At 73.0% G+C, this 16,072-nt stretch carries 11 protein-coding genes and 1 pseudogene; 10 read left to right on the forward strand and 2 right to left on the reverse strand.

Annotation, left to right across the window (positions count from 1 at the left end):
• The first annotated feature begins 122 nt into the window (after positions 1-122).
• Genes C1I92_RS25340 through C1I92_RS34020 form a run of 4 tightly spaced genes read left to right on the forward strand, consistent with a single transcriptional unit; the run spans position 123 to position 3,625 of the window.
• Positions 123-1,214, forward strand: coding sequence for a DegT/DnrJ/EryC1/StrS family aminotransferase (locus tag C1I92_RS25340; protein WP_111257422.1), 1,092 nt, complete (start codon positions 123-125; stop codon positions 1,212-1,214).
• Entirely contained in the window at positions 1,214-2,215 is a 1,002-nt protein-coding gene (locus tag C1I92_RS25345; RefSeq protein WP_111257423.1) for a Gfo/Idh/MocA family protein, read from the forward strand. The genes C1I92_RS25340 and C1I92_RS25345 overlap by 1 nt, the downstream gene beginning before the upstream one ends.
• A 7-nt stretch (positions 2,216-2,222) precedes the next feature.
• On the forward strand, positions 2,223-2,867 hold the full coding sequence (locus tag C1I92_RS25350) for a class I SAM-dependent methyltransferase (protein ID WP_111257424.1): 645 nt from the start codon (positions 2,223-2,225) through the stop codon (positions 2,865-2,867).
• The gene (locus C1I92_RS34020) at positions 2,867-3,625 is read left to right on the forward strand and encodes a hypothetical protein (protein ID WP_158564274.1); all 759 of its coding nucleotides are present in this window, start codon (positions 2,867-2,869) and stop codon (positions 3,623-3,625) included. The genes C1I92_RS25350 and C1I92_RS34020 overlap by 1 nt, the downstream gene beginning before the upstream one ends.
• A gap of 766 nt (positions 3,626-4,391) precedes the next feature.
• Here C1I92_RS34020 and wecB read toward each other — a convergent pair.
• Complete coding sequence (wecB, locus tag C1I92_RS25360; RefSeq protein WP_111257425.1) at positions 4,392-5,438, reverse strand: non-hydrolyzing UDP-N-acetylglucosamine 2-epimerase; 1,047 nt, start codon at positions 5,436-5,438, stop codon at positions 4,392-4,394.
• 117 nt (positions 5,439-5,555) lie between these two features.
• Here wecB and C1I92_RS25365 point away from each other — a divergent pair, with 117 nt between their 5' ends.
• From C1I92_RS25365 to C1I92_RS25380, 5 genes and pseudogenes are all read left to right on the forward strand, one after another.
• Positions 5,556-6,860 carry a nucleotide sugar dehydrogenase gene (locus C1I92_RS25365; RefSeq protein ID WP_111257426.1) on the forward strand — a complete coding sequence of 435 codons (1,305 nt, stop codon included), beginning with the start codon at positions 5,556-5,558 and terminating at the stop codon, positions 6,858-6,860.
• A complete protein-coding gene (locus C1I92_RS34025; protein WP_158564275.1) occupies positions 6,860-8,080 on the forward strand; it encodes a hypothetical protein in 1,221 nt (406 codons plus the stop codon). The genes C1I92_RS25365 and C1I92_RS34025 overlap by 1 nt, the downstream gene beginning before the upstream one ends.
• Positions 8,077-9,180: an acyltransferase gene (locus tag C1I92_RS34030; protein ID WP_158564276.1), complete on the forward strand. Its 1,104-nt coding sequence runs from the start codon at positions 8,077-8,079 to the stop codon at positions 9,178-9,180. Before C1I92_RS34025 ends, C1I92_RS34030 begins: the two co-directional genes overlap by 4 nt.
• Positions 9,181-9,289: 109 nt before the next feature.
• Positions 9,290-11,272, forward strand: a complete 1,983-nt coding sequence (locus C1I92_RS25375) for an FG-GAP-like repeat-containing protein (RefSeq protein ID WP_111257427.1) — start codon at positions 9,290-9,292, stop codon at positions 11,270-11,272.
• Between the two features lie 131 nt (positions 11,273-11,403).
• Positions 11,404-12,396: pseudogene (locus C1I92_RS25380) on the forward strand (SpoIID/LytB domain-containing protein); the annotation flags it as partial.
• Here C1I92_RS25380 and C1I92_RS35695 read toward each other — a convergent pair.
• Positions 12,300-13,412 carry a glycosyltransferase gene (locus C1I92_RS35695; protein ID WP_369124132.1) on the reverse strand — a complete coding sequence of 371 codons (1,113 nt, stop codon included), beginning with the start codon at positions 13,410-13,412 and terminating at the stop codon, positions 12,300-12,302. The pseudogene C1I92_RS25380 and the gene C1I92_RS35695 sit on opposite strands and share 97 nt — an antisense overlap.
• A gap of 159 nt (positions 13,413-13,571) precedes the next feature.
• Here C1I92_RS35695 and C1I92_RS25390 point away from each other — a divergent pair, with 159 nt between their 5' ends.
• Positions 13,572-16,055: a YfhO family protein gene (locus tag C1I92_RS25390; protein WP_158564277.1), complete on the forward strand. Its 2,484-nt coding sequence runs from the start codon at positions 13,572-13,574 to the stop codon at positions 16,053-16,055.
• Positions 16,056-16,072: the final 17 nt, after the last annotated feature.

The raw sequence follows: 16,072 nt of genomic DNA on the forward strand, positions 1-16,072 counted from the left end.
GGCCGAGCGGGCGAGCCCCTGGAGGACGCCGGCGGCGGACGCTGGCGGTGCCCTCGGACCAAGGAACTCTACCTGGAGCAGGACGGGCGGCTGATCGAGGCCGGCCCGGCTACGGAGGAAGCATGAGCACCAGCCCGATCCCGGCGGCGAAGCCGATCATCGGCGACGAGGAGCGGGAGGCGGTCGACCGCGTGCTGCGCAGCGGCATGATGGCCCAGGGTCCCGAGGTCGCCGCGTTCGAGGAGGAGTTCTCCGGCCAGCTGGTGGCCGGCCGCGCCTGTGTCGCGGTCAACTCCGGGACGTCCGGCCTGCACCTCGGCCTGCTGGCCGCCGGTGTCGGCGCCGGCGACGAGGTCATCGTCCCGTCCTTCACGTTCGCCGCCACCGCGAACAGCGTCGCGCTGACCGGCGCCACCCCGGTGTTCGCCGACATCGAGCCGGACCACTTCTGCCTGGACCCGGCGTCGGTCGAGTCGGTCGTCACCGAGCGGACCGTCGGCATCATGCCGGTGCACCTGTACGGCCACCCGGCCGATCTGACGGCGCTCGGCGACGTCGCCCAGCGGCACGGCCTGAAGATCTTCGAGGACGCCGCGCAGGCGCACGCCGCCACCTGGAAGGGCGCGCCGGTCGGCTCCTTCGGCACGTTCGCCATGTTCAGCCTCTACCCGACGAAGAACATGACGTCGGGCGAGGGCGGCATGGTCAGCACCGACGACCCCGAGGTGGAGCGCCGGCTGCGACTGCTGCGCAACCAGGGCATGCTGCGCCAGTACGAGAACGAGCTGGTCGGCGTCAACAACCGGATGACCGACATCCACGCCGCCATCGGCCGGGTCCAGCTGACCAAGCTGGCCGGCTGGACCAAGCAGCGGCAGGAGAACGCGGCCTTCCTCGACGCCAACCTCGACGGCGTCGTGGTGCCGCCGGTCGCCGACGACGCGACGCACGTCTACCACCAGTACACGATCCGGGTCGCCGGCGACCGCGACGGCTTCGCCGCGGCGCTGCGCGAGGAGTACGGCGTCGGCTGCGGCGTCTACTACCCGATCCCGAACCACCGGCTGCCGTCGTTCGCCCGCGACGTCGACCTGCCCGAGACCGAGCGCGCCGCGGCGGAGGTCATCTCGCTGCCGGTGCACCCGTCGCTGAGCGCCGGCGACCTCGACCGGATCGTCACGGCCGTGAACACGCTGGCGAAGGCGGGTGCCTGATGACGAACCTGCGAGCCGGGCTGATCGGCCTGGGCATGATGGGCCGGCACCACGCGCGGGTGCTGCGCTCCCTCGACGGCGTCGAGCTCGTCGGCGTCGCGGACCCGGCCGGTGACCCGCACAAGGTGGCCGGCACGCTGACCGTGCAGCCCGACATCGAGGCGCTGATCGGGACCGGCCTGGACTACTGCGTCGTGGCCACGCCGACGGCGTACCACGAGGAGATCGGGCTGGCGCTGGCCGCGGCCGGCGTGCACGCGCTGATCGAGAAGCCGCTGGCCAAGGACAGCGAGGGGTCGGCGAAGCTGGCCGCGGCGTTCCAGGGGGCCGGGCTGGTCGGCGCCGTCGGCCACATCGAGCGGTACAACCCGGCGCTGCAGAGCCTGCGGTCCCGGCTGCTCGACGGTGAGCTGGGCGACATCTACCAGATCATCACCCGCCGGCAGGGCCCGTTCCCGGCCCGCATCGCCGACGTCGGCGTCGTCAAGGACCTCGCCACGCACGACATCGACCTCACCGCCTGGGTGGTCGGCGCTCCGTTCGTGTCCGTCGCGGCGCGGACGGTGCACAAGAGCGGCCGCGAGCACGAGGACCTCGTGGCCGTCACCGGCCAGCTCGCCGACGGCACCGTCACCAGCCACCTGGTGAACTGGCTGTCGCCGATGAAGGAGCGGGTCACGATCGTCACCGGCGACCGCGGCGCCTTCATCGCCGACACCCTGCACGCCGACCTCACGTTCCACGCCAACGGGTCCATCCCGACGGCCTGGGACGACCTCGCCCAGTTCCGCGGCGTGTCCGAGGGCGACGTCGTCCGGTACGCCATCGCCAAGCCGGAGCCGCTGCGCACCGAGCACGAGGCGTTCCGCGACGCCATCCTCGGCAAGGAGGCGGACATCGTCACCATGCAGCAGGGGTTGGCCACGGTCGCCGTCGCCGAGGCCGTTCTCGCGTCCGCCCAGCGTGGCGAGACGATTAGGGTGGACTACAACGGGCGATAATCCGGCGATGAGAACCATGAACTCCGACGAGACCACGGCGTACTGGGACCAGCGACACCGCCAGTTCTCGCCGCTGAGCTCCGGAGGCGTGGTCGGCATCGACGCCGGCGCGAACGAGATCTTCTACGCCATGCGGCTGGGCCGGCTGCTCGACCTCGTCGGTGACGGGTCGGAGAGCCGGGCCCCGCTGCGGGTCCTCGACGCCGGGTGCGGGAAGGGCTGGTTCGCCCGCGCCATGGCCCGGTTCGGCCACCGGGTCGACGGCATCGACATCAGCCCGGCCGCCATCGAGGAGTGCCGGGCCCAGGCCAGCGGTCCGGACGAGTACGCCGTCAGCGCCCTGTCCGACTGGCGCCCGCCGTACCTCTACGACGTCGTGTACAGCGTCGACGTGCTGTTCCACGTCATGGACGACGACGCCTGGGCGGCGTCGGTGCGCAACCTCGCGTCGCTGGTCCGCCTCGGCGGCCGGCTGATCCTGTCCGACCACGGGACCGACGAGGACCGCACCTGGTCGACGTACCAGCGCACCCGCGGCCCGTCGCGGTACCGTGCGCTGGTCCAGCCGTTGGGGTACGGTGCCGACCACTTCCGCCCGTACGGGTTCCGGAACACGCCGGTCGGGTTCCTCGTCTTCGACAGGGTGAGCTGATGCGACGCAACGACATACTGCGCACTCTGGTGGTGCGGCACGGGCCGGTCGTGGATCGGACCGACGGCGCGGTGAAGTTCCCGGCCGACATCGCCGTCGCCGCCGTCGCCGAGCCCGCGAACGGCGCCGGTCCCGCTGCCGCCGTCGACCTCGTCGCGGCCTCCGACCGCGCCGACGACCTCGGCCGGCGGCTGACCGGCTCCGGCGCCGGTGTCGTCGTGCTGCTGCTGCCGTGGGACGCCGGCACGCTGCCGATCGGCGACCTCGTGCAGGGCGTCGGAGCGGCCGGCTATCAGGTCACCGGCATGCTCCCGCTGGACGAGGCGGACACCCCGGCGGCGCTGATCGCGGCCCGCGTCGGCGACGGCGAGCCCGTGCTGCACCCGTACCTGGGCTGGGACGGCGACGCGACGCCGGTGGACCGTCCCGCCCTGCTGCGCCTGGTCAACGAACACCACGTCGAGTCGTTCGTCTGGCGGATCCTGGAGCAGCGCCTCCGCGAGCTCGATGACCGGGCCCGCGAGCTGGAGACCCGAAACGCCGAGGCGGAGAAGGCGGCCGCCGAGAGTGCCGCCGAGCGCACGGCCGCCCTGGACCAGCTGGCGGGCGTCGAGGCCACGTTGGCCCGCACCACCGCCGAGCGCGACGCCGTCCAGGGCCGCATGCGCCGGGTCGAGACCAGCTCGTCCTACCGCCTCGCCCGTCGGCTGGCGGCGAGCAAGCAGGCGCTGGCCCGGCTGGTCGGCGCCGGTCGCTGAGGCTGCTGCCGTTGGTACGACGGGGCTGCGAGCGTTGGCCGTCCCCCTGCTGCCCTATTTTCTTAACCGGGACGGCGCGCCTCAAGTCCGCGGCCCTTGCTGGTGGCGGTGGGTCTGTGGTTGGGGGCCGCGTACTTGACCCGCGCCGTCCCGGCCAAGAACGGGCAGCTATCAGGGGGACGGGGGGAGTGTGGGCACGCCGCACGGTTGCCGCGCCGGCTCATGGTTGGTTCGTTTGGTCACCTGATCGTTTTCCGTAAACGATCAGGTGACGTATCCGCCGTTCCGGGCCTGTGGACAGCGATGATCATCAACGTTTTGGTGTCGCACTAGGTGTTCTCCCGCTCTACCACCCATGCATGCCTACTAAGGCGGGAGGACGCATGGTGGGCGGCCCGGGAAACGCGGCGAAATCTCACCACGTGGACATCCAACGACACCAATGCCACACCGAACCGTCCCGACAGGCACCACAGGCCGCCGGGACAGGCCAACGGACCCGAACCACCCACCACCACGACGCCCCAGCCCCAACAGACGGTGCGCCGGAGCCCCCAGCGGACGTCGCCGGTCCCCGGCGGGCGTCGCCACACTCCCCCGTCCCCCTGATAGCTGCCCGTTCTTGGCCGCGGAACCGCGGGTCAAGTCCAAGCGCCCCCACCACAGCGAACACCAGCACCGGAGCGCGCGGACTTGAGGCGCGGTTGCGCGGCCAAGAGAATGGGCAGCAGGGGGACGGCCAACGGTAGAAGCCCCTCAATGCCGACTAGAGCAAAGCGGCAACGACCCGCTCAGCCGCGTGACCGTCCCCGTACGGCGTGCCCTGCTCCGCGCTGGGGACCGGCCGGCGCACGATGGCGTCGAGGCCGGTGAGATCCGCCGCCAGCACATTCCAGTCGTCGGCCAGGGTCTCGACCCACTCGGTCTCGGTGCGCAGCGTCGTGCAGGTGCGGCCCAGCAGGTAGGCCTCCTTCTGCAGGCCACCGGAGTCGGTGACGACGCCGGACGAGCCGAGCACCGCGGCCACCATCTGCGGATACGCCAGCGGCTCGGCGACCCGCAGCGATCCGCCCTCGCGCTCCAGCTTGATCCCGAACGCGTGGCAGCGGGCCACCAGCCGCGGGTGCGCCAGCAGCAGCACGTCCGTGGACAGACCGTCCAGCGCGTCCACGACGGCGGCGAGCCGGTCGGGGTCGTCGGTGTTCTCGGCCCGGTGGATCGTCGCGACGACGTAGTCACCCGGCAGCGGGGGCCCCGGCGGCGCGGCCAGCACAGCGTCGCGGACCCGGAAGCACACGTCCGTCATGACGTCGCCGACCAGCACCGACCGCTCGCCCAGCCCTTCGGCGGCGAGGTGGCCCATCGCCACCGAGGTCGGCGCCAGCAGCAGGTCGGCGGCGTGGTCGGTGAGCACCCGGTTGTGCTCCTCCGGCATCCGCCGGTTGAACGAGCGCAGCCCGGCCTCCAGGTGCGCGACCGGCAGGTGCAGCTTCACCGCCGCCAGCGCGCCGGCCAGCGTCGAGTTCGTGTCGCCGTAGACCAGCACCCAGTCCGGACGGTGCTCGTCGAGGACGGCGTCCAGCGCGGCCAGCATGGTGCCGGTCTGCACGCCGTGGCTGCCGGAGCCGACGCCCAGGTGGACGTCGGGCGCCGGGATGCGCAGGTCGGCGAAGAAGACGTCGGACAGGCGGGCGTCGTAGTGCTGCCCGGTGTGCACGATGACGTGCTCGGTCGCGGTCGCCGCGAACGCCTCGGCGACCGGCGCGAGCTTCACGAACTGCGGCCGTGCCCCGACGATGCTGAGCACTCTCATCGGTGTGACCGACCTCCGCCCGGATACGTCTGATGGATCGTGCGAAGCACGGGCCAACCCGCGTTACCCTATACGGCGGTCCGCCAAGTCCACTCTCTCGACATCAAAGGTCATTCAGTGAAGATCACCGTCGTCGCCCTGGGGAAGATCGGGCTACCGCTCGCCGTCCAGTTCGCCAGCAAGGGCCACGAGGTGGTCGGCGTGGACATCAACGCGGCCGTCGTCGACCTCGTCAACCGCGGCCAGGAGCCGTTCCCCGGCGAGGCACACCTCGCCGAGAAGCTGGCCGAGCTGGTGCCGGCCGGCAAGCTGCGCGCCACCACCGACTACGCCGACGCCGTGCCCGGCAGCGACGCGGTCGTGCTGGTCGTGCCGCTGTTCGTCAACGACGACACGTGGGAGCCCGACTTCGCCTGGATGGACGCGGCCACCCGGTCGCTGGCCGAGCACCTGACCCCCGGCACGCTGGTGTCCTACGAGACGACGCTGCCGGTCGGCACCACCCGCACGCGCTGGAAGCCGCTGATCGAGGAGGTCTCCGGGCTGACCGAGGGCACCGACTTCCACCTGGTGTTCTCGCCGGAGCGGGTGCTGACCGGCCGGGTCTTCGCCGACCTGCGCAAGTACCCGAAGCTGGTCGGCGGGCTCTCCTCCGACGGCGCCAAGCGGGCCACCGCGTTCTACGAGGCCGTGCTCGACTTCGACGAGCGGCCCGACCTCGACCGCCCCAACGGCGTCTGGGACCTCGGCAGCGCCGAGGCGGCCGAGATGGCCAAGCTCGCCGAGACCACCTACCGCGACGTCAACATCGGCCTGGCCAACCAGTTCGGCCGGTTCGCCGCGCAGCACGGCATCGACGTCTACGAGGTCATCGCTGCCTCGAACTCGCAGCCGTACAGCCACATCCACCGGCCCGGCATCGCCGTCGGCGGGCACTGCATCCCGGTCTACCCGCGGCTGTACCTGTGGACCGACCCCGAGGCGACCATCGTCCGGGCCGCCCGCGAGGCCAACGCCGACATGCCCTCGTACACCGTCGGGCTGGTCGAGGCCGCGTACGGCGGCTCGCTGGCCGGCGCGCGGGTGGTCGTGCTGGGCGCGTCCTACCGCGGCAAGGTCAAGGAGACGGCGTTCTCCGGCGTCTTCCCGGCCGTCGCGGCGCTGCGCGAGCGCGGCGCCACCGTGCTGGTGCACGACCCGATGTACACCGACGAGGAGCTGGCGAAGTACGGCTTCGAGGCCTACCACATCGGCGAGCCGGTCGACGCGGCCGTCGTGCAGGCCGACCACCCCGAGTACCGCGAGCTGGGCGCCACCGAGCTGCCGGGGGTGAAGGTGCTGGTCGACGGCCGCAACGTCACCGACGAGGCGCGCTGGGCCGGCGTCACCCGCATCGTCGTCGGCCGGTCCGCCGCGTCCTGATGGCCGCCTGGAGCTGGGGCCGGGTCCGCCGCGGCCTGCGCCGGCGGGCCGGTGCGCTGAAGCGGCGCCTGCGCGGCGGGACGACGGCGCCGGCGGGCGCGGCCGGCGCGACGGGCGCGGCGAAGCCGGCGTTCATCGAGACCGCCGTCGCCACCGGCCACACGCTCGACGTCACCCAGCCGGTGCGGCTGCTGATCGGGCCGGCCAACATGGCCGGCCAGGGCTACCAGTGGGCCCGGGCGGCCGAACGGTTCCTCGACGGCGTCTCCGCCGAGTCGCTGACCGCCGCGCGCAGCCGGCCCGGCTTCTCCTTCCGCAGCGACACCGTGCTGTCGGGCCCGCAGCAGCGCGGCGACCTCACCTGGCACCGCGACCGCCTGGTCCGCGAGGTCACGCACATCCTGTTCGAGGCCGGCCGGCCGATCCTGCGCGACTTTCACGCCGGCTCCATGAGCAACGACGTCGACGAGCTGCGCGCCGCCGGGCTGCAGCTCGGCGCGGTCTTCCACGGCTCCGAGGTCCGCGACCCCGCCAAGCACCGCGAGCTCTACCCGTTCACCGCGTTCGCCGACCCGCGCGAGGACCTCACCGAGCGGCTGCAGGTCGTCGTCGACGACGTCCAGCAGCGCATCGCCCGGTTCGACGGGCCGCGCTTCGTCTCCACCCCCGACCTGCTCGACTTCGTGCCCGACGCCATCTGGATGCCGGTCGTCGTCGGCGTCGACGAGTTCGCCACCGACAAGCCGGTGCTGGAGCGGCCCAAGCCGGTCGTCCTGCACGCGCCGTCGAACTCCGCGCTGAAGGGCAGCTCGTTCATCGACCCGGCGCTGCAGTCGCTGCACGACGACGGCCTGATCGAGTACCGCCGGGCCTCGGGGCTGCCGCACGCCGAGCTGGTCGAGCTGGTGAAGGACTGCGACATCGTCGTCGACCAGGCCGTGCTCGGCCTCTACGGCGTGTTCGCCGCCGAGTCGATGGCGGCGGGCCGGGTGACGCTGGCGCACGTCGCGCCGCACGTGCGGGCCCGGGTGCCGGTGGAGCTGCCGATCGTCGAGATCACCCCGCCCACGGTCCGCGACGTCGTCGCCGGCATCGTCAAGCAGCGCGACGCGGCGATCAAGACCGCGCACGACGGCGTCGAGTTCGCCCGCACCTACCACGACGGCCGCATGGCCGCCCGCGCACTGGCCGGCTTCCTCGGCCGCCCGGAGCGGACGTGACCGCCGTCGCCGAGCCGAAGGCGCCGGAGCAGCGCTCCGCCGCCCGCGAGGAGCTGGCCTGGATCTCCTGGCTGCGGGTCTTCGCCATCGCCGGCGTCGTCACCATCCACACCGCGGCGGCGACGACGGCCATCGAGGACGCTCGCGGGCAGTGGCGCGGGCTGGTCGCGATCATCATCGACATCGGCGCGGTGTTCACCGTCCCGGTGTTCGTCATGGTCAGCGGCGCCCTGCTGCTGGACCCGCGGCGCTACCGCGGCGCCGGCGACTTCCTGCGCAAGCGCGCCTGGCGGCTGGTGCCGGCGATCCTCTTCTGGCACCTCTTCTACCTGGGCTTCCGGTACTGGTACAAGGACGAGACGTTCACCTGGAACCAGGTGGTGAACGAGTTCCTCAACGGCCGCACGTACACCGCGCTCTACTTCTTCTGGATCGTGCTCGGGCTGGCGATCATCACGCCGATGCTGGTGCCGTGGATCGCGACGGCCAGCCGCCGGGCGGTGCTGATCGCCGGCGCCGGCGCGGCCGCGATGCCGATCCTCACCATGGCCACGCTCGAGCTGCGCGGCACGGCGGTGACCTGGATCGTCACGCCGTGGACCTGGTGGACGCCGTACCTGGGCTTCTACCTGCTCGGCTGGGCGCTGCGCGGCGTGGTGCTGCGCGGGTTCGCGCTGGCCGGCGTCGCCGTCGCCGCCGTCGGGCTCGGCGCCATGACGATCTGGCAGTGGAACAACGAGGCCGCGCCGGACTGGCTGCAGGACATCTCGCCGGTCACCTACTACGGCCTGGGCGTGCACCTGTACTCGATCGCGGTCTTCCTGCTCGCGCAGGCGCTGATCCGCCCCGGCGCGCTGCTCGGCGTGCTGGCCCGGCCGCGTCCGGCCGCACTGGGCCGGCTGCTCGGCGACGCGACGCTGGGCGTGTTCGCGCTGCACCTGGCCGTGCTCGGCGTCATCGTGGACGAGCGGTGGATCGGCGACGACGTCGCGGCCGCCTCGGTGCTGCAGCTGCTGCTCCGGATCGGCGCGGTACTGGCGCTGACGTACGTCATCGTGCTGGTCGCGCGCCGGGTGCCGGTGCTGCGTCGCGTGTTCTGACCTGCGCCGATACTGATCCGGCCGGAAATGTCGCTTGTCCTGACAACTGTGTCACGCTGAGCTACTCTGGTCACTTGAGTCACACGCGTCACGTGATCGGGGGAGAGACGTGACTCTGCCACCCTGGCGGCCCGCCGCCGCCGTTCTGGTCGCGGCCGCGCTGACGACCACCGCCCTCCCGGCGACGTTCGCCGCACCCGCGTCGCCCGACCTGGAGACCCCTGCTGCCCCGAGTACCCCGTCCGCTCCGGCCGCTCCGGCCGCGACGCCGGACCTGACGCCCGACCCGGGCGCGCTGCAGACCGTCCCGCTGCGGGCCAGCACCCGGTCGTTCGGCTCGCTGCCGACGATGCCGGCGGCGCCGTGGGACACCGACGACTCGCACACCGGCCTGGTCCCCGTCGTCTACACCCAGGAGCTCGAGACCGACCCGTTCCAGCTCGCCGCCGTCACCTGGGTGGGCGACGGCGACGTCACCGCGTGGGTGCGGACCCGTCAGGACGGCGCGTGGTCGCAGTGGTACGAACTGCCGCACGGTGACGAGCACGGTCCCGACGCGGACAGTGCGGAGGCCGCCGGGACCCGCAACGGCACCGACCCGCTGCTGGTCCCGGCGTCGGACGGGGTGCAGGTGCGCGTCGACGCGCCGCGCGGCCGCGTCGCCACCGACCTGCGCCTGGACCTGATCGACCCCGGGCCGTCCACGGCCGAGGCGCCGCCGCCGGCGCCGCAGGCCGAGCCGATCGTGCCGGTCGCGGCCGCCCGCCCGACGATCCTGACCCGGGCGCAGTGGGGCGCCGACGAGTCGATGCGCGGCACGCCGCCGGAGTACGGCGAGGTCAACGGCGCGTTCGTGCACCACACCGTCAACGCCAACGACTACTCCGAGGCCCAGGTGCCGGGCCTGATCCGGTCGATCTACCTGTACCACGTGCAGTCGCGCGGCTGGAGCGACATCGGCTACAACTTCATCATCGACCGGTTCGGCCGTATCTGGGAGGGCCGCTACGGCGGGATCGACCGGGCCGTCGTCGGCGCGCACACGCTCGGCTACAACGACGACGCCTTCGCCGCGTCGGCGCTGGGCAACTACGACGACGCCGCGCCGAGCAACGCGATGCTGGCCGCGTACGCCCGGCTGTTCGCCTGGAAGTTCACCATCCACGGGGTGAACCCGCTGGCCAAGGCGAACTACGACGGCGAGTCCTGGCCGGCCGTCGCCGGGCACCGCGACGCCGCCTCCACCGCCTGCCCGGGCGCGCAGCTCTACGCGCGGCTCGGCACGATCCGGTCCGGCGTGCTGCGCGAGATGAGCATCGGCGGCGACGCGACCAACGGCCGCGACCTCGACGGCACCGGCCGCGCGGACATCGTCGCGCGGCAGCGGTCGGACGCGTCGCTCTGGTACTGGTCGGGCATCGGGTCGGCGCGGTTCGACCCGCGGACCCGGCTGGGCGTCGGCTGGACGGCGTTCAACACGCTGGTGCTGCCGGGCGACTGGAACGGCGACGGCCGCGACGACGTGATCGCGCGGCGGCGCTCCGACGGCACGCTCTGGCTCTACCCCGGCATCCGCGGCAGCACGATCGGCGCGCCCGTCCTCATCGGCCGCGGCTGGAACTCGATGTCGGCCATCGTCGGCCCGGGCGACTGGAACCGCGACGGTGCCGTCGACCTGATCGCGCGCCTCGTCAACGGCGAGCTGTGGCTGTACCCGGGCAACGGGCGGGGCCGGTTCGGCACGCCGGTGCGGCTCGGGCACGGGTGGGCCGGTATGACCGCGATCGTCGGCTCCGGCGACTGGAACGGCGACGGCGCCCTCGACCTGGTCGCGCGGCTCGGCAACGGTGAGCTGTGGCTGTACCGCGGCAGCGGCCACGGCGGCTTCGGCGTCCCGCGCCGGATCGGCACCGGCTGGAACAACGTCACCGGCATCATCGGGTCCGGCGACATCGACGGCGACCGCGTCCTCGACCTCGTCGCCTGGCGCTCCGACGGCACCATGCTGGTCTACCCGGGCGACGGCACCGGCGGCTTCCGTGCGGCCCGCGCGATCGGGACCGGATGGAACGCGTACGACCTGCGCAGCTGATCGCCGTCCTGGCGGCGGCGCTGGCGTTGCTCGCGGGCGGGCCGGCGCCGGCCGTCGCCGCGGAGGTCGTGCCGCTGCCGGCGTCGGGCGAGCTGGCCATCGAGGGCCGCGGGTTCGGGCACGGCCGGGGCATGTCGCAGTGGGGCGCGTACGGCGCCGCCGTCAGCGGGCTGAGCTACGACCGGATCCTCGCGCACTACTACCGCGGGACCTCGCTGGTGGTGCGCGACGACCTCCAGCTGCGGGTCCGCGTCACCGCCGCCGGAGACGACGAGACCGTCCTGGCCGCGGTTCCCGGGCTGACGGCGACGGCGAGCGGCGCATCGCTGACGCTTCCGCTGTCGATCGAGGGCTGGCGGGTGACCGCCTGGCGTGTGGTGCGCGGCGGCGCCGGGCTGGTGCTGCAGGGCCGGGCCAGGACGTGGCGCGACGTCTCGGTCGGCGGGCTCGTCTCGCACGCCGGACCGGTGCGGCTCACGTCGCCGGCGGGGACGGTCCGGCTGGTGCTGGGCGCCACTTACCGCGAGTACCGCGGCGCCGTCGAGGCCGTTGCCGCCGGCCCCGGGGTCGGCACCCGCGTCGTCGGGTCGCTGGAGTCGTACCTGCGCAGCGTCGTGCCGGCGGAGATGCCCGCGAGCTGGCCCGCGGCCGCCGTCCAGGCGCAGGCGGTGGCGGCGCGCAGCTACGCGTGGTGGCAGCGGACCGAGGAGCCCGGCGGCTGGTACGACACCTGCGACAGCACCCGCTGCCAGGTCTTCACCGGCGTCGCCGACTACACGTCGGTGGGCGACCTGCTCCGCCGCTACGAGCATCCCGCGAGCGACGCCGCCGTGGCCGCCACCGCCGGCCGGCTGCTCGTCCACGACGGCGTCCCCGCCTTCGCCCAGTTCGGCTCGGCGAACGGCGGCTGGACGGTGCGGGGGAGCCGGCCGTACCTGCAGGCGTTCGAGGACCCGTACGACGGCGTCGTGTCCGGCTCGCCGCACACCTGGCGCGCGTCGCTCTCCGCCTCCGACGTCGCGGCCGCCTACCCCGCAGCCGGCCGCGTCAACGCGCTGCTGGTGCCCGCCCGCGACGGGCTCGGCGCCTGGGGCGGCCGGATCGCGTCGGTCGTGATCGAGGGCAGCGCCGGCTCGGTGACCGTCAGCGGTGAGGAGTTCCGGATCGCGCTGGGGCTGCGCAGCAGCTGGTGGCGTCCGGCCGGCGCCGATCGCAGCGCGGGCAGCCGCAGGTAGGCCAGCCGGGCGGCCTCCTCACGCCCGCGGCGGTTCGCGTCGAGCAGGTAGCCCAGGCCGAGGGTCGCGAACGCGATGATCGCGACGGCGGAGGCGAGGATCGCGGTCGGGAACCGCGGGACCAGCCCGGTCTCGAGATAGTCCACGATCACCGGCAGGCCGAGGAGCGCGGCGATCAGCGCGAACACGCCGGCGAGGGCGCCGTGGAACAGGGCGGGCCGTTCGTGCCGGGTGATCTCGATGATCGAGCGCAGGATCCGCCAGCCGTCGCGGTACGTGCGGAGTTTGCTCTCGCCGCCCGCCGGGCGCTCCCGATATCCGACCGGGAGTTCCGTGACCGGCACCCGCAGCTGCAATGAGTGAATGGTCAGCTCGGTCTCGATCTCGAACTCTCGCGACAATGCCGGGAACGACTTCACATAACGGCGCGAGAATGCCCGGTAGCCACTGAGCAGGTCGGTGATCTGACGGCCGAAGAGCGTGCCGACCACGCCGGCGAGCGCTCGGTTGCCGAGCACGTGGCCCGGCCGGTACGCCGCCTCGTCCACGTGCGCGCGGACCCCGACGACGTGGTCGTAAGGCCCGGTCAGCAGCGCCTCGACCAGCACGGATGCCTGCGCGGCGTCGTAGGTGCCGTCGCCGTCGATGAGCAGATAGACGTCGGCGTCGATGTCGGCGAACGCGCGCCGCACCACGTTGCCCTTGCCCTGCCGGGTCTCGGTGCGCACGATCGCGCCAGCGGCGAGAGCCTCGTGAACGGTCGCGTCGGTGGAGTTGTTGTCGTAGACGTAGATGTCCGCGTCCGGAAGCGCCGCGCGGATGTCCGTCACGACGCCGGCAATGGCCACGGCCTCGTTGTGACACGGAATGATGACGGCGATGCCGAGCTCGTGGAGCTCGTTCATCACTGGCCCCCTGATGGTCTGATTCTCGTGGTACGTTTCCCGCGCTGGAGGATCGGTTCTCGCCGTGCTCATGCGCCACTGCATTGGCGCACTACCAGGAAGACGCTCGAGGGTGTCTGGACGGTTGCATGGGAGGACGAAAAAATGCTCGCCTGCGCCATGTCGGCGCTTCTCACGGTCGCGGCGTTCGTCGCCGGCGTCATGCTGCGCGGGACGTTCCCGTTCGGCGAGGCGTCCCGCAACACGAACGACCTCGGCCAGCAGTTCATCCCCATGCACGCGTACCTGCGCGACGTTCTCACCGGCGCCGCCCCCGGCGACCTGGTGTTCAGCTGGTCCAGCGGATTCGGCGTCCCGTTCCTCGGCGACTTCATGGCCTACCTCGGCGGCACGTTCTCGTGGATCGTCGTGCTCTTCCCTCGCGACGGCATGGACCTGGCGCTGTACGTCATCGCGGTGCTGGCGGTCGCGACCGCCGCCGCGGCGATGACGGCGTACCTGCGGCTGCTGCGGCCCACCGGCCCGGCCTGGCTCGCCGTCGTCGCCGGAGTGTCCTACGCGCTGTGCGGGTGGGCCATGGACGACGCCGTCTACATGACCGTGTGGCTGAACGGGCTGGTCGCGTTCCCCGTCCTGTGCCTGGTCTGCGAGTGGATCCTGCGGCGGCGGACGCTGCTGCCGCTGGTCGTGTCGCCGTTCGTGGTGGCGCTGCTGTGGACGTCGCACTTCTACACCGTCTACATGGCCACGATCGGCGCGGCGATCGTCGTGCTCGCGCGGGTGCTCTCCTACGACGCGTCGGTCTCGGCTCGGCGGCGGATCACCGGCGTCCTGCGCTGCGCGCTCGCCGTCGTGGCCGGAATCGGGCTGGCCGCGCCGCTGCTGGTGCCCACGTTCTGGGCAGTGCGGTACTCGCGGCCCAGCCCGCACATCGAGTTCCAGGCGATGGACTGGACGGACTTCCTGTCCCGGCTGCTGGCCGGCAGCGAGGGCGTCGGCACCAGTCCCGGGCTCGCGGTCGGGACGGTCCTGTTGCTGCTCGCGCTGAGCCTCCCGGTCAACTCCGCAGTGGCCCGGCGTGAGCGGCTCGTGTGGACCGGCGCCGTCGTGTTGACGCTGGTCAGCATGCAGGTGACGCTGACGCACGAGGTCTGGCACGGGTTCGACACCCCCAACGGCAGCCCGTTCCGGCAGGCGTTCGTCGTCGCGGGTCTGCTCGTGATCGCCGGGTGGCTGTCCGGCTCGGCGGGTTTGCGCGGCTGGGTCCCGGTGGTGGTGCCGCTCGCACTCGTGGCAGCCCTCTACGTTGGTGTGCGCGACGGACAGTTCGTCACCGAGACCACGCGGCTCGTGGTGCCGATCATGGCGCTGGCCGCCGTCGTGGCCTGGCTGGCCGGCCGGCGGTCGTGGGCGGCGGTGCCGGCCGTCATCGTCGTCGGAGCCGCCGTCGTCGTCGAGGCGACGGCGGGCGTGGTGGCCATCGACGAGGCGCGGTCACGGATCATCGGCGCGCACCCGACCTGGGGCGACACGAACGACCAGGTGCGCGAGCTGGTGCTGGCCGCCGACGCCTGGCCGGAGTCGCGGGTGGCGCCCGGCGGGTACGTGACGCAGAACGACCCCATGCTGCTGGGCGGGCAGGGTCCCCAGTACTACTCCAGCACCATCCCCGACGCCGTGGCGCGGGCCCTGATCGACCTGGGCTTCGGCTACGCCGGGTTCGGCCGGGCCAACTACGACCCCGCCAACCCCGTCATCGACACCGTCTTCGCGGTGGCCGCGCGGCCGGCGCCGGACGCGGACGGGACGATGCGGCTGGAGCGCTACGACACCGGCCCGCTGGTCACCGTCCGGCCCGGCCCGCCCTGGTCGTCCGCGGATCCCGGCGCGTTCGGGCGGCAGGAGACGGCGCTGGGCGCCGACGTCTACACGGTGCCCGACGCCGAGGTGGTCGCGAACCGGTCTGTCACCGTCCTGGCCCGCGGCGACGACCTGGTGGTCGCGCCCGTCCCCGCCGCCGACCTGCCGGCCGAGGTCCAGCTGACCGCGGTCTGCCCGGCCGGGACGGAGCGCTACCTCGCCGCGCCCTCGTTCGTCGGCGACGTGCTCGACCCGGAGACCGGCTGGCGGCCGGTCCTGCCGCCGTACGCGCGCTACCCCGGCCTGCACCAGGGCGCGGGCATGCAGCGCGTCGGCGGGCCGGTCGACGCCGCCCTGACGCTGCGGATCCATGGGCAGACGGTGCTGCCGCGCCACCCGGTCGGCTGCCTCGACCGCTCGCTGCTCGCGTCGGTGGCCGCGCAGCCGGAACGGCGGCCGGAGTCGATCGAGGTCACCGGCCACGGCATCGACGTCCGGCTGGCGCCCGGTGCTGCGGACGGCACGGTCGTGTTCGGCGTGATCCGCTCGCCCGGCTGGCGCTGCTCGGCCGGCGACGGGCCGGCCCGCACCCCGTCGACGGCGGCCGGGCTGATCGCCGTCCCGGTCGAGGCCGGCGTCACCGAGGTGTCGTGCGGATACCGGCCGCGCGGGCTGCGGATGGGGCTCGCCCTGGGCGCCGGCGCTCTCGCCGTCGTCGCCGCCCTGGCGGTGGCCGCCGTCGTCGTTCGACGCCGAGTTGACCATCGATTCGACCGTCTGTAAGGTCCGAATCCACCGTT

The organism is Jiangella anatolica, from assembly GCF_003236295.1.
Taxonomy (GTDB): Bacteria; Actinomycetota; Actinomycetes; order Jiangellales; family Jiangellaceae; genus Jiangella; species Jiangella anatolica.